Source organism: Streptomyces sp. S6 (assembly GCF_054880855.1).
Map to the genome: position 1 here is coordinate 1 of NZ_JBTYMC010000064.1, position 20,962 is coordinate 20,962.

At 71.9% G+C, this 20,962-nt stretch carries 19 protein-coding genes and 1 riboswitch; of the genes, 5 read left to right on the forward strand and 14 right to left on the reverse strand.

Going from position 1 to position 20,962, the window contains the following annotated elements; genetic code table 11:
- Positions 1–1,218, forward strand: a 1,218-nt coding sequence (locus tag ACVNF4_RS11860) for an ATP-binding SpoIIE family protein phosphatase (RefSeq protein WP_461802710.1), incomplete at its 5' end; no start/stop codon positions are given.
- Between the two features lie 27 nt (positions 1,219–1,245).
- Here ACVNF4_RS11860 and ACVNF4_RS11865 read toward each other — a convergent pair.
- Positions 1,246–2,304 (reverse strand): alpha/beta hydrolase, encoded by a 1,059-nt coding sequence (locus tag ACVNF4_RS11865; protein WP_461802711.1) that lies wholly within the window; start codon positions 2,302–2,304, stop codon positions 1,246–1,248.
- Positions 2,305–2,500: 196 nt separating this feature from the next.
- Between ACVNF4_RS11865 and ACVNF4_RS11870 the strand changes: the two genes are divergently transcribed.
- A complete protein-coding gene (locus ACVNF4_RS11870) occupies positions 2,501–4,351 on the forward strand; it encodes an endoglycosylceramidase (protein WP_461802712.1) in 1,851 nt (616 codons plus the stop codon).
- A 46-nt stretch (positions 4,352–4,397) separates the two neighbouring features.
- Here the strand turns inward: ACVNF4_RS11870 and ACVNF4_RS11875 are convergent, their stop codons facing one another.
- Positions 4,398–5,642, reverse strand: coding sequence for a YncE family protein (locus tag ACVNF4_RS11875; protein WP_461802713.1), 1,245 nt, complete (start codon positions 5,640–5,642; stop codon positions 4,398–4,400).
- Positions 5,643–5,819: 177 nt separating this feature from the next.
- Between ACVNF4_RS11875 and ACVNF4_RS11880 the strand changes: the two genes are divergently transcribed.
- On the forward strand, positions 5,820–6,497 hold the full coding sequence (locus ACVNF4_RS11880; protein ID WP_461802714.1) for a TetR/AcrR family transcriptional regulator: 678 nt from the start codon (positions 5,820–5,822) through the stop codon (positions 6,495–6,497).
- Between the two features lies 1 nt (position 6,498).
- Here the strand turns inward: ACVNF4_RS11880 and ACVNF4_RS11885 are convergent, their stop codons facing one another.
- Both ACVNF4_RS11885 and ACVNF4_RS11890 read right to left on the reverse strand, forming a co-directional pair.
- Positions 6,499–7,710 carry a glycosyltransferase gene (locus ACVNF4_RS11885; protein WP_461802735.1) on the reverse strand — a complete coding sequence of 404 codons (1,212 nt, stop codon included), beginning with the start codon at positions 7,708–7,710 and terminating at the stop codon, positions 6,499–6,501.
- Between the two features lie 86 nt (positions 7,711–7,796).
- Positions 7,797–8,630 (reverse strand): bifunctional 5,10-methylenetetrahydrofolate dehydrogenase/5,10-methenyltetrahydrofolate cyclohydrolase, encoded by an 834-nt coding sequence (locus tag ACVNF4_RS11890; RefSeq protein WP_461802715.1) that lies wholly within the window; start codon positions 8,628–8,630, stop codon positions 7,797–7,799.
- A 32-nt stretch (positions 8,631–8,662) separates the two neighbouring features.
- A riboswitch (ZMP/ZTP riboswitch) is annotated at positions 8,663–8,746 on the reverse strand.
- Between the two features lie 51 nt (positions 8,747–8,797).
- Between ACVNF4_RS11890 and ACVNF4_RS11895 the strand changes: the two genes are divergently transcribed.
- Positions 8,798–9,175: a hypothetical protein gene (locus ACVNF4_RS11895; protein ID WP_461802716.1), complete on the forward strand. Its 378-nt coding sequence runs from the start codon at positions 8,798–8,800 to the stop codon at positions 9,173–9,175.
- A gap of 3 nt (positions 9,176–9,178) precedes the next feature.
- Here ACVNF4_RS11895 and ACVNF4_RS11900 read toward each other — a convergent pair whose 3' ends face one another.
- The gene (locus tag ACVNF4_RS11900) at positions 9,179–9,553 is read right to left on the reverse strand and encodes a nuclear transport factor 2 family protein (protein ID WP_461802717.1); all 375 of its coding nucleotides are present in this window, start codon (positions 9,551–9,553) and stop codon (positions 9,179–9,181) included.
- 167 nt (positions 9,554–9,720) lie between these two features.
- Between ACVNF4_RS11900 and ACVNF4_RS11905 the strand changes: the two genes are divergently transcribed.
- Positions 9,721–10,026, forward strand: a complete 306-nt coding sequence (locus tag ACVNF4_RS11905) for a hypothetical protein (RefSeq protein ID WP_461802718.1) — start codon at positions 9,721–9,723, stop codon at positions 10,024–10,026.
- Positions 10,027–10,088: 62 nt separating this feature from the next.
- Here ACVNF4_RS11905 and ACVNF4_RS11910 read toward each other — a convergent pair whose 3' ends face one another.
- From ACVNF4_RS11910 to ACVNF4_RS11950, 9 genes are read right to left on the reverse strand one after another with little or no spacing between them, the layout of a single operon-like run.
- Positions 10,089–11,255 (reverse strand): type III PLP-dependent enzyme, encoded by a 1,167-nt coding sequence (locus tag ACVNF4_RS11910; RefSeq protein WP_461802719.1) that lies wholly within the window; start codon positions 11,253–11,255, stop codon positions 10,089–10,091.
- Positions 11,252–12,970, reverse strand: a complete 1,719-nt coding sequence (locus ACVNF4_RS11915; protein WP_461802720.1) for an IucA/IucC family protein — start codon at positions 12,968–12,970, stop codon at positions 11,252–11,254. Before ACVNF4_RS11915 ends, ACVNF4_RS11910 begins: the two co-directional genes overlap by 4 nt.
- Complete coding sequence (locus ACVNF4_RS11920) at positions 12,970–14,154, reverse strand: MFS transporter (protein ID WP_461802721.1); 1,185 nt, start codon at positions 14,152–14,154, stop codon at positions 12,970–12,972. Before ACVNF4_RS11920 ends, ACVNF4_RS11915 begins: the two co-directional genes overlap by 1 nt.
- Complete coding sequence (locus ACVNF4_RS11925) at positions 14,151–15,746, reverse strand: IucA/IucC family protein (RefSeq protein ID WP_461802722.1); 1,596 nt, start codon at positions 15,744–15,746, stop codon at positions 14,151–14,153. Before ACVNF4_RS11925 ends, ACVNF4_RS11920 begins: the two co-directional genes overlap by 4 nt.
- A complete protein-coding gene (locus ACVNF4_RS11930) occupies positions 15,743–16,909 on the reverse strand; it encodes an ATP-grasp domain-containing protein (protein ID WP_461802723.1) in 1,167 nt (388 codons plus the stop codon). The genes ACVNF4_RS11925 and ACVNF4_RS11930 overlap by 4 nt, the downstream gene beginning before the upstream one ends.
- Positions 16,910–16,961: 52 nt before the next feature.
- Positions 16,962–17,999 (reverse strand): ABC transporter substrate-binding protein, encoded by a 1,038-nt coding sequence (locus ACVNF4_RS11935; RefSeq protein ID WP_461802724.1) that lies wholly within the window; start codon positions 17,997–17,999, stop codon positions 16,962–16,964.
- 31 nt (positions 18,000–18,030) lie between these two features.
- Entirely contained in the window at positions 18,031–18,843 is an 813-nt protein-coding gene (locus ACVNF4_RS11940; RefSeq protein ID WP_461802725.1) for an ABC transporter ATP-binding protein, read from the reverse strand.
- Between the two features lie 20 nt (positions 18,844–18,863).
- The gene (locus ACVNF4_RS11945; protein ID WP_461802726.1) at positions 18,864–19,874 is read right to left on the reverse strand and encodes a FecCD family ABC transporter permease; all 1,011 of its coding nucleotides are present in this window, start codon (positions 19,872–19,874) and stop codon (positions 18,864–18,866) included.
- A complete protein-coding gene (locus ACVNF4_RS11950; RefSeq protein ID WP_461802727.1) occupies positions 19,871–20,899 on the reverse strand; it encodes a FecCD family ABC transporter permease in 1,029 nt (342 codons plus the stop codon). The genes ACVNF4_RS11945 and ACVNF4_RS11950 overlap by 4 nt, the downstream gene beginning before the upstream one ends.
- Between the last annotated feature and the right edge of the window lie 63 nt (positions 20,900–20,962).

Below are 20,962 nucleotides of genomic sequence, written 5' to 3' on the forward strand. Positions count from 1 at the left end.
CGTACGGTCGGGGCGTGCCTCGTCGGCTGGAACGACCCGCACGACTTCGGGCCCGACGAACGCGCCCTCCTCACCGCCTCCGCCGGGCTCGCCGGACAGGCCCTCACCCGCGCCCACGCCTTCGACGCCGAGCACGAACTCGTCGGCATGCTCCAGCGCCAGCTCCTGCCCCGCAGCCTGCCCCGCCTGCCCGGCGGCCTCGCCGTCGCCCGGTACCTGCCGGCCACGGCCGGTCTGGAGGTCGGCGGCGACTGGTACGACGTCATCCCGCTGCCCGACCACCACGTCGCCCTCGTCATCGGGGACGTCCAGGGGCACAGCACCGCCGCCGCGACCCTCATGGGGCAGATGCGGACCGCGCTGCGCGCCTACTCCACCGAGGGGCACCCGCCGGACGTCGTCGTCGCCCACGCCAACCGGCTCCTCCTCGAACTGGAGACGGACCTCTTCGCGACCTGCGTGTACGTCGACGTCGACATGGAGACCGGGACGGCGTGGTGCGTCCGCGCGGGCCACCCGCCGCCGGCCCTGTGTCACCCGGACGGCTCCACCGAGGTCGTCGACGACGACGGGGGCCCGCCGCTCGGGGTCCTCCCGCAGGCGGAGTTCCCGATGACTCCGCTGCGGCTGAGCCCCGGCACGGTCGTCGTCCTCACCACGGACGGGCTCGTGGAGTCCGCGAGCGTGTCCATGGACGACGGTTTCGAGCGCCTGCGCGCGGGGCTGGCCGGCGCCGACCCCGCCCACCTCGACCTCGTCGCGGACACGCTCCTCGCGAACGCGCACCGGGGGGACGACATCGCCCTGCTCCTCCTGCGCTACGACGGCATGGCGGTGAAGCCCCTGCGCGAGGGCTGGACCGTCTGGCGCGTCCCCGAAGCGGCCCGCCACGCCCGCCGCTTCGCCCGGCGCACGCTGCGGGGCTGGGGCGTGCCCGAGACGTCCATGGACGCCCCCCTCCTGGCCGTCTCCGAACTCGTCACCAACGCCCTCGTCCACACCGACGGCCAGGTCCGCCTCGACATCACCCTCCTCGGCCCCCGCCTCCGCCTGGCCGTCACCGACACCTCCCCCCGCACCCCGGTCAAACCGACAGGACTGAACTGGGAGGCGACCGGAGGGCGGGGGATCCTGCTGGTGGAGGCGGTGTCGGAGGCGTGGGGGACGGTGCCGGTGAGCGGGGGGAAGCAGGTGTGGTGCGAGATGCGGTTGGGGTGAGGTGCGGGTCCGGCGGGGGCTGTGTCGTCAGCGAGGTGCCCTCAGCCACTGGCTGAGCATCGTGAAAGCCTCCGGATACTCCGCCTTCCACGTGTTGTAGTTGTGGCCGCCGCTGCTCAGCAGTTGCGTGCGGATCTCCACCTGCGTGCCCGCGGCGGCCGCGACGAACTGTTCGATGGAGGAGGCGGGGCTCAGCCGGTCCTGGCGGGACGTCGCGAGGAAGAGGCTGACGCGCGCCTTCGTGCCCTTGACCATGTGGGTGGGGGAGTTGAGGCGGCGGACGGCGGGGTCGGTGAGGACGTCGGGGTCGCCGGTGAGGGGATCGGGGTCGAGCGCGGCACCCGCACCGAAGACCTTCGGGAACTGGAGAGGCAGCTTCACCGCGCAGAACCCGCCCGTCGAGTAGCCCGCGACACCCCACCCACCGGGCCCGGACAGCGTCCGGAACTTGGAACGGATCAGGTCGGGGACGTCGTCGGAGAGCCACGTCGCGACCTTGTGGTTCGGCAGGTCACTACAGTCCGTGTCGACACTCCCCGGGTTCACGACCGGCATCACGAGGATGAACGGGTGCACGGTCCGCTGCGCCAGCAGGTCAGCGAAGTCACCGGGCATCCCCCCGTGCTCCAGCCACGACTGAGGCGATCCCGGCACCCCGTGCAGCAGCATCAGCACCGGGAACTTCTTCGTGCGGTACGCGGCCTCGTCGTACTCCGGCGGCGTCCACACCAGCACCTGTCCGGACAGCAGCGACTTCTTGCCCCGGAAGTACGTGTCGAGCACCCCGCCCTGCGTGCCCTTGCTGAACTTGGCCCGGTTGACGGGCGGCCCCGGCATGGTGATCGCCGTGGCGTTGCCGGTGCCCATCAGGTCGTCCCAGGAGGCGTACAGGCCGTAGCTGTTGTTGATCCACACGGCCACCACGGAGATCGCGGTCAGCTGGCACACCCCGATCATCACCGCCTGCACGACCCACCGCACCACGCGGGGTCCGCGCACCCTCGCCCACAACGCGATGGTCACGACCACCGCCAGCGCGGTCGACGCGACGAGGACGACGAAGAACGCCGTTCCGGTCAGCGACATGACCACCTCCAGAATCCCTGAACTGCAAACTTTGCTACTTCTGTACCGAAGAGACGGTATACCGACTGTTCCTGTTCGCCATGCGTAGGTAAAGGATCATTCGGGGGTCGTGACGGAGGCGGGGCGGTAAAAGTGGAAACTTACTCATGAGTCATAAGTCTTGACGCTGTCTTGAAAGCACCCGACTGTAAGGGCCATGCCGAAGATCCGGGCCCGTCTGCTCCCTGTTCTGGTCGTCCTCTGCGGATTCTCGACGGCGCCGGCCTCCCCGGCCGCCGCCGCCCCTGTCCCCGGCTCCCTGCCGTTCGACGGCACCGCCCTCACCGTGTCGAACGGCCGCTTCGTCGACGGCGCCGGCCGCGAGGTCGTGCTGCGCGGCTACAACGTCTCCGGCGAGACCAAGCTCGCCGAGAACAACGGCCTGCCCTTCGCCTCCGTCGCCGACGCCAGGAAGTCGGCCCAGGCCCTGCGCGCTCTCGGCGGCGGAAACTCCGTCCGCTTCCTCCTCTCCTGGGCCTACGCCGAACCCGTCCGGGGCCGGACGGACGCCGCCTACCTCGCGGCGGCCACCGCCCAGATGGGCGCCTTCCTCGACGCCGGGATCCGCGTCTACCCCGACTTCCACCAGGACCTCTACTCCCGCCACCTCTTCAACACCGGCAGCTGGTACACCGGCGACGGCGCCCCCAAGTGGGCTGTGGACCTGGGCGGTTACTCCCGGGAGTCCTGCGGCATCTGCATCATGTGGGGCCAGAACATCACCCAGAACTCCGCCGTGCAGGCCGCCCAGTACGACTTCTGGCACAACAGGTACGGCCTCCAGGACAGCTTCCTGGACACCGCCCAGAAGGTGATGGCCCACCTCAAGCAGAACCTGACGGCGGACCAGTTCGCCGGCGTCCTCGGCTTCGACCCCTACAACGAGCCCTACGCCGGCAAGTACGACTCCGGTGAGAACAGCCGGAGTTGGGAGAAGAACGTCCTGTGGCCGTTCTACGTTAAGTTCCGCGCCCGCATGGATGCGGCGGGCTGGCAGGACAAACCCGCCCTCGTCGAACCGAACCTCTTCTGGAACGGCAACGTCAGCAAGCAGGAGGGCGGTCTCCTCGACGTCGGCACCCTCGGCTCCCGGTACGTCTTCAACACCCACTTCTACGACCAGAAGGCCATCTCCGGCATCCTGATGTGGGGCAACGCCTCCAACGGCCAGTACGTGGGCGACTTCGGCACCGTCCGCGACCGCGCCACGGCCGGCGGCACCACCGCGATCGTCAGCGAGTTCGGCCACCCCCTGAACGGCGTGGTCGCCGGCAAGGCGCCGACCGTCCTCAAGGCGATGTACCAGGCCCTCGACTCCCGCGTGAAGGGCGGGAACTGGTGGACCGGACCGGCCAACTCCGGTTCCGTGCTGTCCGGTTCGCAGTGGCAGTGGGACATCTACCACGGCCGCCACCGCGAGTACATGAACGACAACCCCGACAAGCTCGTCACCGCCGCCGACGGCTGGAACGACGAGGACCTCTCCTCCGTCCGCCTCGACGACTCCGGCACCCCCGTCCTGCGGCAGGACGCCCGGCTCCTCGACCGGGTCTACCCGAGCGCCACGGCCGGTACGACGCTCGCCTTCACCTACGAGGACCGCTCGCGGGACGGCTCGACCGTCCTGACCTGGAACCCGGTCCCGAGCACCCTGCCGAACGTGTCCTCGCTCGTCGGCTCCGGGCAGTACAGCGTGCTGGTGTGGCGCTCCGGCGGCGGCTCGGCACCCACCGAACTGCACCTCCCGGCGTCCTTCCCGACCGCGACGACCACCGTCGTCTCCGACCTCGGGACGGTGTACGGGCCGGCCCCCTACAGCGCCGCCACGAAGATCGGGGCCGCCGCCGAGCCCGGCGGCACGGGCAGCCGGCGACTCCTGCTGAACACCGCCGACTCGGGCACCCTGCACTACGCGCTGGTCACCAACGGGGCGAGCGCGCCGTCCGCCGCCGCGCTGGCCGCCGCGCGGACGGAACTGGCGAACTGGGTGGCGCAGAAGTTCGGTTGAGCACGCGACCGCGCCCCCTGGTCTCAGGGGGCGCGGCCGTCCGTGATCAGGACGGGCTCGTCCACGTCGCGGCGACGTGCCCGATCCGCACGCGCTGCGGATGGTCGCCCACCGGGACCGACGTCAGCTTCTGGCCGGTCGCGAAGTCGATCGCAGTGACCTGGTCCGCGCCGCTCTCCGAGATGACGCACGCCTTGCCGTCGCCGCTGACCGTCGCCCAGTACGGCTTGGAGGCGGTGACCAGCGGGCCCTCCTGGAGGGTCGTGCGGTTCACGACGGTCGCGTAGTCGTCCATCGTGCCCGCGACGCACAGCTTGCTGCCGTCGGGGCTCATGGAGAGGCCGTGGTGGCGGGAGTCGTTGACGAACGTCGTGCGGTCGTCGCTGGTCGCCGGGTTCTTCGGGAGGGTCTTCGTACGGGTGATGCGGTCGGTGGCGAGGTCGTACTCGAAGAAGCCGTTGAAGAACGACACCTGGAAGTACAGCTTCGACTCGTCCGGCGAGAAGACCGCCGGGCGGACCGCGTCCGAGAAGTCCTTCAGGCCGATCGCGTCCAGCTTCGGACGCATGTCGATGATCTTGACCTGCTGATAGGTGTTCGCGTCGACGACCGTGATGCGCCGGTCGCCCTTCGTGAAGTCCTGCCAGGGCGCGTCGAGGTTCGTGTTCACGTCCCCGATCGCCATGTTGTAGATGTACTTGCCGTCCTTGGTGAAGATGTTCTCGTGCGGCTTGTCGCCGGTCGCGAACTTCCCCAGCTGGCGGCCCGTGTCGATGTCCAGCACGTGCACGGTGTTGGAGATCGAGGCGGAGACCGCGACACGGGTGCCGTCGGGGGAGACCGCCATGTGGTCCGAGCGGTAACCGGACACCGGGAAGCGCCAGTTGATCGCCCCGGTGGCGAGGTTGATCGAGACGACGTCGGCGAAGCTGGGGCGGGAGACGACCACCGACGACCCGTCGGGCGTGGTGTACATGTCGTCCACGTACTGGTCGTGCCCCTCGCCGACGCCGTTGCGGATCGCCATGTAGTAGATCCACTTGATGGGGTTGGCGTTGATCTCGGCGATCCGCTGAGCCTTGTCGGGGATGACGTTGATCCGGCCGATCTTCGCGAAGTCGCCCGTCGACTTGATGACGTCGGCGGTACCGTCCCAGTTGTTCCCGACGAACATGACCTCGCGCAGGTCCGCCGCGTCCGGGGCGGCCTGTGCGGAGGCGAGGGGGGCGGCAAGGGTCAGAGTGAGAGCGGCGGCGAGCGTACACAGGTGCCTGGGTCGGACAGCAGGCATGGGGAGTGTTCTCTCCTTCGGGGGCGGTGACATGGGTGAACACGGCTCCGCCAGATCTGAAGACGTGCGGATTCAGACCTGACTTACTGGAAAGTAAGGAGGGGGCGGGGTTCGCCACAAGACTGCTGACACGACAAAATCGGCGCAGGCACGGAACAGAACGGAAGAGGAGGACCATTGGCGGGCAGGCTGAAAGGGCCGACCGGCCGGTACGGCGGGAGGAGCGCGGAGGAACGACAGGCGGAACGCCGCCGCCGGTTCCTGACCGCCGCGCTGGAGCTGTTTGGCGGGTCACCCGGCTACCGCAGCACCACGGTCGCCGCCCTCAGCGAGGCCGCGGGCCTGTCCACCCGCCAGTTCTACGAGGAGTTCCGCACCCTGGAGGACGTCCTCGCCGCCCTCCACCTCCAGGTCAACGACTGGGCAGAGGAGGCCGTCCTCGACACCTTCGCCGCCGTCGACAGCCTCCCCCTCGTCGAACGCGTCACCGCGATCTTCCGCGCCTACGCCCGCAACGTCACCACCGACCCCCGCCGGATCCGCATCACCTTCGTCGAGATCGTCGGCGTCAGCCCCCGCCTCGAATCCCAGCGCCTCGCGCGGCGTGCCCGCTGGATCGACCTGATCGTCACCGAGGCGAGCGCGGCCGCGGCCCGGGGAGAGGCCGTCGACCGGGACTACCGCCTCCCGGCAACCGCGTTCATCGGCAGCGTGAACGGACTGCTGCACGACTGGAGCGCGGGGTGGGTGGAGGCGGCGCTGGACGAGGTGGTGGACGAGCTGGTGCGGCAGTTGCTGGGGATTCTGCGGCCGGTGGGGGAGTGGCCGGTGCGGGAACCGCCGGTGGGCCGCTGACTCACCCGAGTCTCCCCACCGCCTCCACCACCCTCGCCACCCCGTCCTCCGCCCGCACCCGTTCCCCCAACTCCCGTGCCCGCTCGGCGAATCCGCGTTCCCGGGTGGCCCGCCTCAGCGCCCGCGCCAGCCGTTCGGCAGACAGCCCGCCCAGCGTCAGCGACTCCGGGGCCACCCCCAGCGACACCAGCCGCCCCGCCCAGAAACCCTCGTCGAACTGGATCGGCACCGGCACCGACGGCACACCCGCGCGGATGCCGGCCGCGGTCGTCCCGGCGCCGCAGTGGTGGACGACCGCCGCCATGCGGGGGAAGAGGAGGGAGTGCGGTACGTCGTCGACGGTGAGGAGGCCGTCGCCCTCCACCGCGAGATCCGCCCAGCCCCGCTGGACGACGCCGCGCAGCCCCGCCAGGCGCAGCGCCCGGGCGATCTCGGCGCTCAGGCCCGCCGGGTCGGGGACCGTCGCGCTGCCCAGGCCGATGAAGACGGGAGGGGGCCCGGCGTCGAGGAACTCCTTGAGACGCGCGGGGAGTTCGGCCGAGGTGTCGTAGGGCCACCAGTAGCCGGTGACGTCGAGGCCGGGGCGCCAGTCGGTGGGGCGGGGGACGACGAGGGGGCTGAAGCCGTGCAGCATCGGGCGGCGGGGCCGGCGCAGGCGGCGCGGAGGACGGGGGACGCCGAGGCGGGCGCGGACTGCCGGGAGGGCGGGGGCGAAGACGTGGTCGACGGAGCGGTCGACCACGTGGCCGAGGAGCAGGTTGAGGTGCGGTCCCAGGGAGCCCGCGGCGAGCATCGGAGGCGCGAAGTGGCGGGTGGCGGCCAGGGGTTGGAGGGGGAGATCCAGCGCCGGGAGGCCCAGGGCGTCCGCGACGGCGTGGCCCAGCGGGGACACGGACGCCGACAGCAGCAGCGCATCGCTCTCGCGGGCCGCCTCGACGACGTCGTCCGCCATCTCGGCGACCAGGGAACGCGCCAGACCCACCACGCGAGCCAGTTTGCCGAGGCCGCTGGTGCTGCGGTGCAGGGCCCGACCGCGGGCGGACTCCAGCTCGGCGCGGGGGTCCACGGGGAGGGCGTGGAAGGCCACCCCGGACCCCGCGACGAGGGGCTCGAAGCGGGCGTGGGTCACCAGGGTGACCTCGTGCCCGGCGCCCGCCAGGGCGTGCCCGACTCCGGTGAAGGGGGCCACGTCACCCCGGGAACCCGCTGTCATGATCGCGACTCGCACGATCGACAGTATGGCGGCGGGAGCCCCGAGAACGACCTACCGGAAAGCGCCAGTTCACCCGGTGAGCCGGGTCACTTCACCCCTTGCTGCCGGGCGGCGGCCTCCACCGTCTGCTCCAGCAGCGTCGCGATGGTCATCGGACCGACCCCGCCCGGCACCGGCGTGATCAGCGAGGCCCGCTCCCGCACCGCCTCGAAGTCGACGTCCCCGACGTTCCCCGCGTTGTACCCGGCGTCGATCACCACAGCCCCGGGCTTGACCGCGTCCCCGCCGATCAGCCGGGGTCGCCCGACGGCGGCGACGACGATGTCCGCCTCCCGCACGACCCGGGACAGCTCCCTCGTCCGCGAGTGGCAGTACGTGACCGTCGCGTCCCGGGCCAGCAGCATCATCCCGACCGGCTTGCCCAGGATCGCGCTCCGGCCGACGACCACCGCCCGCTTCCCCGCCGGGTCCACCCCGTACTCGTCCAGCAGCCGCACGATCCCTCCCGGCGTGCACGACACGAACCCCGGCAGGCCGAAACTCATCGCCGCGAACGACGCGAAGGTGACGCCGTCGACGTCCTTCTCCGGGGCGATCGCCTCGAACGCCGCCCGCTCGTCGACGTGTTCGCCCATCGGGTGCTGGAGGAGGATGCCGTGCACCCCGGGGTCCGCCGACAACTCCGTGAGCCTCGCGACGAGTTCGGCGGTCGTCGTCCGCGCGGGGAGTGCGACGTGACGGGACTCGATGCCCGCCTTGCGGCACCGGTTGCGCTTCATCCGGACGTACGTCACCGACGCCGGGTCCTCGCCGACGAGGACGGTCGCCAGGCAGGGCGGGGTGGGGAGTTGGGCCGCGCGCTTCGCCGCGTTCTCGACGATGCGGGCGGCCGGGGCGGTGCCGTCCATCAGCTGGGCCATCGGTGCACGCTCCTTGAGCGGTCGACTTCAGTGGTCGTCGCCCAGGCGCGCGGCAGGAGTTCAGCCGGGCCGCTCCCCGGTGGTGACCCACCTCAGCGCCAGTCACGGCCCGGGGACAGGGTAAACCAGGTGACCCGGGTGACGCGGGGAGTGAAGGATCACCGGCGATGGATGTTCTTGTCTGCGGCGGATGTGGCGCCGAACTCACGGTGCCGGTGGAGGAAGTGGCGCTGCCGGTGCATGCGGGGCAACAGGTGGCAGGCGGTGCTGGTCCACCTTCTGGTCGCGGCCGACGGTTGGATGCCTCGGTGTGGCTGTATCTGGCGTTCATGCCTCCCGACCGGGACGTGCTGCCGGTGCCGGCGTCCGGGGGGTTGCCCGAGGGGGTGTGGCGGGACCATCCGACGCCGGACCGTCCGTACCGCGTGCCGCTGCGGCCGGACCAGCGGGTGTTCCGGCGCCGCCTCGCCCGTCACCCGGCCGTGCGGCGGCCCTGGCTGCGGGCGGTCCACGACCAGGGGTGGCGTGGGGGCTGGGGTTTTTGAGGGTCAGCCCTGCGGCTCTTCGTCCCACGCCTGGATCATCGTCTGCCGCACGATCTTGCCGTCCCGCAGGGACACGGCGGACTCGGCGAGGACGCGGGTGCCGTCGGCGTAGCGGCAGGACTCCGTGTAGGCGAGTTCGTCGCCCTGGACGACGCAGTGTTCCAGTTTGTGGGTCATGTCCCTGCTGTAGACGTCGTCGAGCATCCGGGCGATCTCGGCGCGGCCGTGCAGGACGAGGGGGTGGCTGGGCTGGGTGTTGCGGTCGATGACGTGGATCTCGGCGTCGTCGGCGTACAGGGACAGCAGGCCGGCGGAGTCGGAGGACTCCTCGATTCCCCTGCGGAGGGTCTCGGTGTCGAAGGTGGTCGCGGTGCCCATGGTGATGACCTCCTGGGGAGGGCCGCGGGCCGAGACGGGGACGGGCCGTAGGGCCCCCACTCCTACGAGCGTCCTCCGCCGTCCCGGTCCCGGCAAGCGCTCAGCCTGTCGAGTGAGCGCCGCTCACCACCCGTTACCGGCCGGGTGCCCGGCGCGTTCCTGAGGGCATGATCTCCACTCGACGCATGCTTGCCGCCGCCGCTCTCGCCGCCGGGGTCGCCGGTCTCGCCGCCCCGATGGCGAGCGCCGCGGACGCCGTCCCGGCCGACGGCAAGGTCAACCCGATCGCCCTGCTCGACGACCTCGCCGTCAGCGACATCCCCGCCGAGCACCAGGACAAGATGCCCCGCGTGTCCAGCCAGGTCAGCGAGGTGAAGAAGCTCGGCGGCATCCCCAACGAGCTCGGCCAGCTGCACCAGCTCACCGACCTCGCCGCCCCCGTCACGGGGCTGCTGCCGGCCATCGAGGGCTGAACGCGCCTGGACAATGGCACAAGGGCCGCCCGGCCGGGCGGCCCTTCCTCATGCCGTGACCTCTAGCGCAGGAACCGGAACCCCGGCCGTGGATGCATCAGGAAATCGTGGTGGGAGATGTTCCACGCGTACGCCCCCGCCATCGAGAACGCCACCCGATCCCCGGCCCGCAGGCCGGGCGCCGGGACACCCCGGGCCAGTTGATCCTTGGGCGTGCACAACTGCCCGGCCAGCGTGACGAGTTCGCTCTCGGTGCGGGCGCGCGGCCACGGGTGTTCCCACTTGTCGACCGGCAGGACCACGCACGGCTGGTCGTGGCCCTTGGTCGCAGGGGTCCGCATGTGGTGTGTGCCGCCGCGCACGACCGCGAAGTCCTCGCCGTGGCTGCGCTTCACGTCCAGCACCTCGGTGACGTACCACCCGCAGTAGGCGGTGAGTGCCCGCCCAGGCTCGATGCGCAGCGTCAACTCCGGATGCGCGTCGGTGAGGTGAGCCAGCCCCTGCCCGTACGCCGCCCAGTCGAACCGCCGCTCGGGATCGCCGTAGTCGACGGCCATTCCGCCCCCCACGTTGACCTCGGCCAGCGGCACCCCGAGCCCGGTGGCCCACTCGACGACGGCCCGCGCGACGGCGACCTGTGCCGGAGCGTCGAGTCCGCTCGCCAAGTGGGCGTGGATGCCGAGGAGTTCGAGGTTCCCGTACGTCCCTGAGGCGAGCACGCGGGCGACGGACGCCGCCTGCTCGGGGTCCATCCCGAACGGCGTGGGCCGCCCGCCCATCGCGAGCTGACTGCCCGACAGGGACCCTTCGGGGACGGCGAGGTTGACCCGGGGCAGCACGGAAACCCGCCGCCCGCCCGCGAGTTCGGCGAGCATCCGCAGCTCCCCCTCGCTCTCCACGTGGAACCGCTCGACTCCGGCCGCCAGCGCCCCGGCCACCTCGTCCGGCGTCTTCCCCGGCCCTCCGAACGCCAGCGCCCGACCGGGCACCGCCCCCGCCACGTGGGCGAGTTCCCCCCCGGACGACACCTCGTACCCGTCGACGTACGGCCCCAGCGCCCGCAGGATCTCCGCCTCCGGGTTCGCCTTGGCGGCGTAGTACACCTCGACGCGAGGCGGCAACGCGGCCCGCACGGCGGCGGCATGGTCGCGCAGTGCCGCCAAGTCGTACACGTACGACGGAAGTTCGGTGGCGGGCAGGGTCAGGGCGTACTCGTGCACCCGGTTCATCGGACCACGCTCCCCGAGAGGTGCAGCGCCTTTGCGAGCGGCGAGGCGAGGCGTACGTACCCCGCCTCCCGGTCGGCCTTGCGTGCCCAGCGGGTCAGGAGGTTGGCCTTCGCGGGCAGCGGCACCCCGGCGAGGAGGGCGGCGAGCCTCGGCGGGCATCCCTCGCGCTCGGCGTACCGGGTGAGCGCCGACCGGACGCCCGCCCACAACTCGCCCTCCAGGGACGGGTGGAGGTCCGCCAGAGCCGCGAGCAGTTCGGCGACGTGGTTGACGAACAGGCAGTACACGACCCGGTCCCAGCCGCGCAGCGCGTCGTACGTCATGGGGTCCGCGACGTCCGGCGGGAGGGCGGCGAGCGCGTCGGAGTGGTGCTCGGGGAGCAGCTTGGTGCCCTCCAGGTCACGGAAGAGGACCTGGGCCGGCATGCCGGTGGGGCCGACGCAGACCAGGACGTTCTGGAGGTGCGGTTCCAGGACGAGTCCGTGGTCGAAGTAGGCGGCGAGGACGGGCGGGAGGAGCAGGTCCAGGTAGGCCGACCACCAGGCGAGCGCCGTCTCGGGGGAGCCGTCCGGCAGGAGCCGGGCGATCTGGGCGTCACCGGTCGGGAACTCGTCGGCGACGGCCGCCGCGAGGAGGGCCGTGGTGCCGGGGGCCAGCCGCCGGGGGAGTCCCTCGCGGACGATCACGCCGAACCCCTCCAGGAGATCCCGGTCCGGGGTGCCGCCCTGGCCGGGCAACGCCAGTGAACGGTAGGCGGGTTCACGCAGCACACCGGTTCCCGGGAAGCGTTCCGCGAGGTCGCGGAGCGCCGGATCGAGGAGGCGGGTCAGGGCCACGGCCCCCGTCAGCTCGTAAGTGCTGTTCTTGCGCAGACAGTTCGTGATCCGCACGTTCAGGCTGAACTTGAGGAACGTCTCGCCGTCGTACAGGGTCCGCACGGACGCCGTCGCCGCGAACTCCCGGCCCCCGGTCCCGAGGTCCAGGACGTCACCGTGCTCCAACGCGGCCAGCAGCAGGGGGTGTTCGCGCAGATGCTCGTACTGCCAGGGGTGTACCGGCAGCAGCCGGTACCCCTCGGGCGCCTCGCGCAGTCCGTCCAGCGCGTCGGGCGCCCACGCCTCGGCGCTCTCCTCGGCGAGCAGCTCCGGCCGGACGGCGAGGTACCGCAGCGGGAACGTCGCCCTCGCCTCCGGCGCGAACGCGGCCCAGTCGCGCGGGTCCCCGGTGCGGGCCTTGGGGGTGGGGTGGAAGCGGTGGCCGAACAGCAGCGACTGCTCGGACGCCAGGTAGGGATCGTCAACTGCCTTGCCGTGCACGCCTGTCAGTGCCGACGCGATCGCCTCGTGGCTGGAGGCGACCTGCGCGAGGAACTCGTCGTTGCGCACCCCCGTCCGCAGCGACAACTCCGCGCGGGTGAGCTCGGCGAGCCGGCGCCAGTCGATCTCCGCCCAGCCGTCGCCCTGTTGCTCGTGGACGGGACCGGTGAAGCGGTGGGCGCCGAGGAGGGAGGTGCGGCGCACGGCGACGCGCAGGAGGGCGCCCCGGCGGGGGAGGCGCAGCAGGAGGTGGCCGTCGGTGACGACACTCTGGTGCTCGGGCCCGGAGACCTCGCGCAGCAGACAGTTGAGAAGGGTGTGGGAGACGGCCTCTTCGGCGGACGGCAGAGAGGTGGTCGGTAGAGAGGTGGTCGGCAGTCCGGTCGTGAGGGAGTGCATCAACGGCTCCAGGGAGTGCGTGGTGCGAGGATGAGGACCGCGAGGGCGGTGAGAGCTGCGGCGGCGCCGCCGGTCAGTACGGGTGCCGCGGGGCCGTAGCGGGCGCTGCCCGCCGCGGCGGCGACACCGGCGGCGACCGCGCCGGCCTTGGAGAAGAACTCCAGCGACCCGAACATCCCGCCGGGCGCCCGCCCCCGAGCGCAGTCGGCGGCGAGGACGGAGAGACAGACGAGCCCGAGCGTCAGCCCGGCGCCCAGCACGAGCCGCACCAGGACCAGCGTGGCCAGCGACCCCGCCACCCCGTGCCCGGCGAGCCCCAGCGCGATGAGGACGAACCCCAGGCCGAGCCCGGCGAACGGCCGGTCCCGGAACGCGGAGTGCACCGGCAACGCCGTCACCAGGTAACAGAGGTGGGGCAGTGCGAACAGCACCCCGGACAGCGCCGCCGACGTCCCGGGCGCCCGCTCGTCGACCAGGGAGATCAGATACGGGAAGGAGATGACAGTGGAGAACACGAACGCGCACTCCAGCGCGTACAGCATCGGCAGGGACACGAGCGGCGTGTGCTCGACGGCCGACTCCGCCCGCTCGACGGCCTGTTCGCGCGGCGCCGGTTCCGGCAGCAGCGCCAGCAGCACGGCCGCCGTCAGCGGCAGGACGGCGAGGAGCGCGTACTGCCGGTGCGGTGACAGCCAGCCCGACAGCGAGCCGACCACGATCGGCGCCGCCACCAGCGCGGCCCGCGCACTGCCCTGCATCAGCGTGAGCGCCCGCGACAGCGCGGCCCCTTCGAGCGCCGCGCCCAGATAGCCGTTGGACGCGGCGAACGTCCCGCCCAGGATGCCCTGGAGGACCAGCGCCAGCGTGAACGTCAGCAGCGAGTCCGCCCACCCCGCGAGCAGGAACGCCAGCGCCAGCCCCAACTGGGCCCGCAGCAGCAGCCGTTTGCGGCCGAACCGGTCCGCGAGCCGCCCCCACAGCGGGGCGCCGAGCGCGCCGAACACCGTCGGCACCACGTACAGCACCCCCGCCCACCGCGCCTGGTGGTCCCCCAACTCCGGGAGGATCTCGGTGAGATACGGCGGCAGCCCCAGCGCGGCGAACGACGCGACGAAGTAGCACCCCGCCACCGCGTACACCTGCGGGCGCCCGAACTCGGGTGCCCGTACGTCCTGGGCGCTCATGAGCCGTCCCGCAGCAGGTAGTTGGGCCCGTCGGTGTAGTGCTTGTTGACGTCGGCCGCCCCGGACCGCTCCTTGCTGAGCAGCGTCCCGGCGGACACCATCGCCTTGACCGGCAGCCGGGGCGCTTCGAGCACCCGCTTGCGCAGCACGGCCCCCGCGTCCCCGCCGAGCCGCTCCACGGCCTCGGTGAGCCGGTTCCGGATCAGGTCCAGGATCGCGGGATCGGACAGCCCGAACGCGTAGGCGCCGGCGCAGAGATGGAGTGTGATCGTCGTGAAGACGTCGGCGACCGGACCGTCCTCGGTGGTGAAGGTCCGGGCGTCGTCGAAGGCGGGCCTGTGCCCCAGCCGTTCGGTGTTGACGCGCGGCCCGTCGTCGTCCTTGAACAGCAGCCGCATACGCCCCGGTTCGAGCACGACCGACACGTTCTGCTGGTGCGACTCCAGGGCGACGCCGTACCCGAAGAGGGTGGTGTGCCAGTCGAACAGGAGGGTGAACAGGGCGTCGAAGAAGGCGAGTCGGTCGCCCCCGTGGTACCGGTCCGCGAGATGGTCGACCACCAGGCGTCCGCCCGGAGCCTGAGCGAGCAGCGCCGCCAGCGGCACGGCCGTCTCGCTCGGCTGACGACGGCACAGCACCGCCAGCAACTCGTGCCCCGCGTGCATGTACGTCGTCTCGTCGGCGTGCAGCACGCTCTCCCGGAACCGGGGTTCCCGCTCCAGCACCCACTCCACGAGCCGCTGCCCCGCAGCCCCGTCCACCAGCGTCCCCGGCTTGATCGAGCGCTTGTTGCGCAGACCCAACGTCGAGGTGGCGAGGGGGAGTTTGAGGTGGAGGGTGGGGTCGGCGGCGACGGCGACCGTGCGCATGGAGAGGGTGGGGACGACGTCCAGATACGGGACGTCGGAGAGGGCGACGCCCGCAGGCAAGGCGTCGATGGTCAACGGGTGGACGGGGAACGGGACATGAGTCTCCGTCAACTCGGGCAAGCCCAGCGCTTCGAGCGTCGGCCACAGCGCGGGGAGCGTCCCGCTGAACGTGACCGTCTCCCGGGGTACCGCGACCCACCTCAAGGTGAAGGTGGGATGGAACTCGGGCGCGTACAGCCGGAGTTGCTCGCAGGAGAGCCCGGCACGCCCCCTCGCCGTCGGGTACACCGGGTGGTCGAGGCGGGCGGCGAGGGTGTCGAGGGCGAGGGTGGACCATTCGGCCGGGTCGGCGCCGTGCTGTGCGGCGAGGGCGTCCAGCACGGCCGTCCGCGTCTCGTCGTGCAGCCGTACCGTCTCCTCCGTCTGCCGGTATTCCTCCGCGAACGCGTCGAATCCGGGCCGGTCATCGGGGGCGGCGAGGTCGCGCAGGGCGGCCAGGATGCTGGTGTGCGAGGTGAGTTCGGTGCCGTCGGTGCGCTTCAGGAGGGGGAGGCGGGCGGCGTGGTCGGCCTGGAAGCCGTCGGGCTCGACCGGCATCAGCAGGTCGGCCCGGCGGATCCACAGGCCGTCGGGGTACTCCTCCAGGGAGCCGAGGGAGCGCAGGCTCACGACGTCCTCGCGCAGCAGCGCGCTCAGCACCCGGAGCGTCAACTCCGCGTTCACGGCTGGATCTCCCAGCGCCGGTCGGCCAGGAACTTCGCCGAGACACGGTCCACGGTCTCCTGGTCGGTCCCCGTGGCGCGGAGAACTCCCAGGTAGTCGCGGTTCGTCCGGTACAGCGGGTGCGTCTCGCCGGCCTGCCGCAGCGGACGGTACGTCACCCGGACGCCGTCCAGGTCGAGTTCGGCCGCCTCAGGGGCCGAGACGAGCGTGCCCGCGCGGTCGGCGCAGGGGTACTCCACCAGGGCGGCGCCGTCGTGCCGGGCGCCGAGGTCGGCCGGGAGCGGGACGCCCAGGTGCGTCCGCAGGACGTGCTCGAAGAGCGGGATGTCCAGCAGACGGGCCAGCAGCAGGTCGCACTGGTCGCCGATCGCCCGGTAGTTGACCTCGATGAGCCGGGCCCGCCCCTCGTGCACGACGAACTCGGTGTGGCAGATCCCGAACCCGACCCCGAGGGCGTCGAGTTGGGCGAGGACCTGCTCGGTCACCGGCTCGGGGTGCGCCGGTACGAACGTCATCCGCTCCTCGATGAACCCCGGCGGGTCCGACAGCTCGGTGTGGAACCCGCCGAGCACGTGCCGGACCTGTCCGTCCCCGAGTGTCTCCAGCGTGTACAGCTCGCCGGGGAGGTACTCCTCGACGACCAGCACGCTCCCCGGCCGCCGGGCGAAGATCTCCCGGGACCGGGCCGCCAACTCCTCGGGCCCGGCCACCAGGACGACGTCCTCGCTGGCGACGCCTTCACGCGGCTTGAGGACACACGGGTACGGCGCCTCCAGCGCCTCCAGTGCCCCCGGCGCGACGGGCGCGCTGATCTCGGCGGACCAGACCCCGTCCCCGAGTGAACGCCGCATCTCCGCCTTGTCCTTGCAGCGCAGCGCGGCCCGCCAGTCCTTCCCCGGAAGCCCGAAGTAGGAGGCGGCGAGGGCGGCTTGGACCTGGAGGTGGTCGCTGTTGGTGAAGATGCCGTCCGGCCGGTGGTGACCGGAGATCCGGGAGACCACGGCCCGGAAGTCCCGTACGTCACACGCCAGGACGTCCGTGCCGGGGTAGGACTCGGGCTGGTCGGTGAGGACGGTCACGTCCAGCCCGAGCCGGGCGGCTGCGGGGAGGAATCCCTCGCTGACGGAATCGGTGGGGTTGAGAGCGAGCAGGTAGAGACGCATGGGTGGGGGTGCTCCCGCTGTGGATGGGGGGTGAGCGGTGTGTCCGGTCGCGTTACCGCGCGGCGGGCAGCGTGACTCCCGTGGCCTTGGCGACGTCCTTGAGCATCTGCTCGGCGGCCTGCACCCCGATGCCGGACATCCACGTCTCGTCCGGGACGTTGAACACCTTGCCCGCCTTCACGGCCGGCAGGGACTTCCACACCGGGTTCGAAGTGACCTGCTTCTGCTGGGTCTTGTCCGGGGTGTCGGCGGTCGTCACGAAGATCAGGTCGGCGTCGGCCTGGTCGATCTGCTCGGGGCTGACGTCCTTCATCGTCACCGTGGGGTCGTTGGAGACCTGGGAGGTCGGCCGGGCGAAGCCGATGTCCTTCAGGACGACGCCGCTGTAGGAGTTGGTCTGATACAGGCGCGTCGGACCGGCGATGAACCGGACGACGGACACGACGGGCATCTTCCCGCCGTCCTTCTTCTTGATCTCCGCGCCGAGCGCGGCGGCCTGCGTCTCGAACTTCTTCAGCGCGGCGGCGGCCTCGGACTCCAGGCCCAGCGCCTCGGCGTGCACCGCGAGGTTCTGCTTCCAGACGCCACCGGTGGTCGCGGTGAACACGGTCGGCGCGATGGCGCTGAGCTTGTCGTAGATCTTCTCGTGCCGGACCTTGGAGGACAGGATCAGGTCGGGCTTGAGGGCGGCGATCTTCTCCAGGTTCGGCTCCAGGGAGGGGCCGACGTCCTGGGTGCCGCTCAGCTCGCCCTTGAGGTAGGACGGGAACCCGCCCTCGGTCTTGAAGTGCGGGGGGACCGCGCCGACGGGGTCGATCCCGAGGAGCGTCACGTCGTCCAGCTCGCCCGTGTCGAGGACGACGACCCGCTTCGGCTTCGAGGGGATCTTCACGTCGCCCATGGCCGTCTTGACGGTTCGGGGGAACCCGGCGGAGGCGCCGGGCGTGGCGTCGGCGGCGGCCTTGGACGCGTCGTTTCCGCCGTCCTTGCCGCCGCCGCAGCCGGTCAGCACGAGGGCACCGAGGACGACGGCGGCCGAGGCGGCCTTGAGACGGCTGTTTCCGGGCAGGGCGGAGCGCAGGGTGAACACGGGGGTGATCCTTCTGTGGTGGGAGGGTGGGTCAGTCGCGGGTCACGGCGTGGTGCCGGGCCGCACTGCTCTTCGGAACGACCAGCGGGGTGCCGGTCTCGGGGTCGGGGACGATGCGGCAGTCGACGTCGAACACGGACTTCACGAGGTCCGCGTCGAGGATGTCGGCGGGCGCTCCGGCGGCGGCGAGGCGGCCGTCCTTGAGGACGACCATGTGGTCGGCGTACCGGGCGGCCTGCCCGAGGTCGTGCAGGACCATGACGACGGTCCGCCCGGCGTCCGCGTGCAGCGCGGAGACCAGGTCGAGGACGTCGAGCTGGTGGCGCAGGTCCAGGAACGTCGTCGGCTCGTCCAGCAGGAGCAGCTCGGTGTCCTGGGCCAACGCGAGGGCGATCCAGGCGCGTTGGCGCTGGCCGCCGGAGAGCCGGTCGACGGGGTGGTCGCGCAGCGGCGTCGTGCCGGTGCGCTCCAGGGCGTCGTCCACGGCCTTCTGGTCGGCGGCCGACCACGGGCTCAGGAGCCGCTGATGCGGGTAGCGGCCGAGGCGGACCAGCGCCTCGACGGTGATCGACTCGGGGGTCACCGGTTGCTGCGGCAGCAGGCCCATGCGGCGGGCCAGGGTGCGCGCGGCCATGCGGTGGATGTCGGCGCCGTCGAGGGTGACGGTCCCGGCGGCCGGGGCGAGGAGACGGCTCAGGCCGCGCAACAGGGTCGACTTCCCGCAGGCGTTGGGGCCGACGATCGCGGTGACGGCCCCGCCGGGGAGGGTGAGATCGAGGTTGTCGACGACGGTCCGGTCGCCGTAGCGCAGCCCGAGACCCTGAGTGGTGAGCTGATTCGTCATCAGGAGTTCCTGTTCAAGGGTCACGGGCGCGCGGCCACGGGCGAGGACTGGCGGAGCATCAGCACCAGGAGCCAGGGCGCCCCCAGGGTCGCGGTCACGGCGCCGACGGGCAGCCCCTCGACCGGCAGGAGATGCTGGACGACCAGGTCGGAGGCCAGCAGCAGGACCGCCCCGGTGAGCGCGGCCAGCGCGAGCGTCACGGCCGTCGGCGGCCCGGTCAGGAACCGCACGATGTGCGGCACGGCGAGCGCGACGAAGGTGATCGGACCGGCGAGCGCGGCGGCCAGGGACGCCAGGACGACGGCCAGGACGAGGAGTTGGAGCCGCGCCCGCGAGGTGTTCAGCCCGAGGGCGCCCGCCGAGTCGTCCCCGAGGTCCAGGACCGCGAGCCGCCGGTTCATCACCAGCGCCACCACCAGCGCGAGGAGCATGGCCGACGCCCCGCCCCCCACCTCGTTCCAGGTCCGGCCGTACACCGACCCGGTCGTCCACTGGATCGCCGAGCCCGCGAGCTCCGCCGGGAAGCGCACGATCATCAGGTTGACGGCCGCCGCCAGCGCCGCCTGCACGGCGAGGCCGGTCAGGACCAGGCGGGTGACGGCGAGTCCGCCGCCCCAGTTGAAGACGCCGAGCAGCAAGGCCGAGAGGAGACCGCCGCCGAGCGCGCCGAGCGGGATCAGGGTCTGGGCGGCGCCGGCCGCGAGGAGGGCCACCGCGCCGAGGGAGGCGCCGCCGGTGACACCCATGACGTCCGGTGAGGCGAGCGGGTTGCGGAACAGGCGTTGCAGCACGCACCCGGCCGCACCCAGCCCGGCGCCCGCCACGATCGCCGCGAACGTGCGGGGCGCCCGGAACTCCTGGACGACCAGGACGTCCCCGGAGTCCCCGAGCCCGAACAGCGCGCGCAGCGCGGTCGTCGCGGGGATGGCCATGGTGCCGGTGGTGAGAGACAGCGTCAGCAGCGTGAGGAGCGCGGCCAGTCCGAGGCCCGCGAAGAGCAGGACGCGTCCGCGCCGGGTCAGCGTGGTCATCGGGTGGCCTTCCGCGCGAGGAGGGCCAGCAGGGGGGCGCCCAGGAACGCCGTCACGATGCCGACCTCCAGCTCCGAGGGGCGGATCACCAGACGGCCGAGGACATCGGCGGACAGCAGCAGCAAGGGGCCCGCGATCAGACAGCCGGGCAGCAGGAGGCGGTGGTCGCCGCCGAGGAAGGGGCGGACGAGGTGGGGCGCGGCCAGACCGATGAAGGCGACCGGGCCCGCGACGGCGACGGAGGACCCCGCGAGGAGGACGACCGCGAGCCCGCCGAGGAGCCGGATCCGGCCCACCGGCACACCCAGCGCCGCCGCCGCGTCGTCGCCCAGCGCAAGGGTGTTGAGCGCGGGGGAGACGGCCAGCGCGAGGAGCAGGCCGAGCAGGAGCGTCGGCAGGACCTGCCACAGCGCGGACAGCGGGCGCTCCGCGAGGGACCCGGCGAGCCAGAAGCGGGCCTCGTCCAGGGTGCGTTGGTTCAGGAGCATCACGGCGGCCGTCCAGGACAGCAGGACCATCCGCAGGACGGTGCCGCCGAGCGCGAGGTGCAGGGGGTTCAGGTCACCGGACCGCCGTGCCAGCGCCTGCGCGAACAGGGCGGCCGCTGCGGCGCCGGTGAAGGCGAACCAGACGTACTGGAGGGGGTTTTCGAGCCCCAGCGCGTAGATCGCGACGACGACCGCGAACCCCGCACCCGCGTCGATGCCGAGCGTGGTGGGCGAGGCGATCGGGTTGCGGGTGACGCCCTGGACGACGGCACCGGCGGCGCCGAGCGCGGCGCCGACGAAGAGGCCGATCACCGTGCGCGGCAGGCGCAGTCCGGTCACGACGAGCGCGTCACGGCCGTGCGCGTCGCCGAACAGGGCGCCGGTCACGGTCGACAGGGGGACCGAGCGGGCGCCGAGCGCGAGGCTCAGCGCGGTGCACAGCACCAACGCGCCGATGCCCAGGGCGAAGAAGGAGAGGTGCCGGAAGGCACGGGAGGGAACACCTGTGGGTGGTGTGCCCAGACGGGTCGCAGTCACGAGGGGTGAGCTTAGGTTAGGCTTCCTTTAGTTTTCAACCGGCTGTGAGATCCGCCGCACTCG

Excerpts from the sequence above, each read along its gene's own strand:
- ACVNF4_RS11915 (WP_461802720.1), bottom strand. The coding sequence starts at position 12,970 with ATGCACTCCCTCACGACCGGACTGCCGACCACCTCTCTACCGACCACC.
- ACVNF4_RS11905 (WP_461802718.1), top strand. The coding sequence starts at position 9,721 with ATGATCTCCACTCGACGCATGCTTGCCGCCGCCGCTCTCGCCGCCGGG.
- ACVNF4_RS11910 (WP_461802719.1), bottom strand. The coding sequence starts at position 11,255 with ATGAACCGGGTGCACGAGTACGCCCTGACCCTGCCCGCCACCGAACTT.
- ACVNF4_RS11875 (WP_461802713.1), bottom strand. The coding sequence starts at position 5,642 with ATGCCTGCTGTCCGACCCAGGCACCTGTGTACGCTCGCCGCCGCTCTC.
- ACVNF4_RS11930 (WP_461802723.1), bottom strand. The coding sequence starts at position 16,909 with ATGCGTCTCTACCTGCTCGCTCTCAACCCCACCGATTCCGTCAGCGAG.
- ACVNF4_RS11885 (WP_461802735.1), bottom strand. The coding sequence starts at position 7,710 with ATGACAGCGGGTTCCCGGGGTGACGTGGCCCCCTTCACCGGAGTCGGG.
- ACVNF4_RS11895 (WP_461802716.1), top strand. The coding sequence starts at position 8,798 with ATGGATGTTCTTGTCTGCGGCGGATGTGGCGCCGAACTCACGGTGCCG.
- ACVNF4_RS11900 (WP_461802717.1), bottom strand. The coding sequence starts at position 9,553 with ATGGGCACCGCGACCACCTTCGACACCGAGACCCTCCGCAGGGGAATC.
- ACVNF4_RS11920 (WP_461802721.1), bottom strand. The coding sequence starts at position 14,154 with ATGAGCGCCCAGGACGTACGGGCACCCGAGTTCGGGCGCCCGCAGGTG.
- ACVNF4_RS11865 (WP_461802711.1), bottom strand. The coding sequence starts at position 2,304 with ATGTCGCTGACCGGAACGGCGTTCTTCGTCGTCCTCGTCGCGTCGACC.
- ACVNF4_RS11890 (WP_461802715.1), bottom strand. The coding sequence starts at position 8,630 with ATGGCCCAGCTGATGGACGGCACCGCCCCGGCCGCCCGCATCGTCGAG.
- ACVNF4_RS11940 (WP_461802725.1), bottom strand. The coding sequence starts at position 18,843 with ATGACGAATCAGCTCACCACTCAGGGTCTCGGGCTGCGCTACGGCGAC.
- ACVNF4_RS11945 (WP_461802726.1), bottom strand. The coding sequence starts at position 19,874 with ATGACCACGCTGACCCGGCGCGGACGCGTCCTGCTCTTCGCGGGCCTC.
- ACVNF4_RS11870 (WP_461802712.1), top strand. The coding sequence starts at position 2,501 with ATGCCGAAGATCCGGGCCCGTCTGCTCCCTGTTCTGGTCGTCCTCTGC.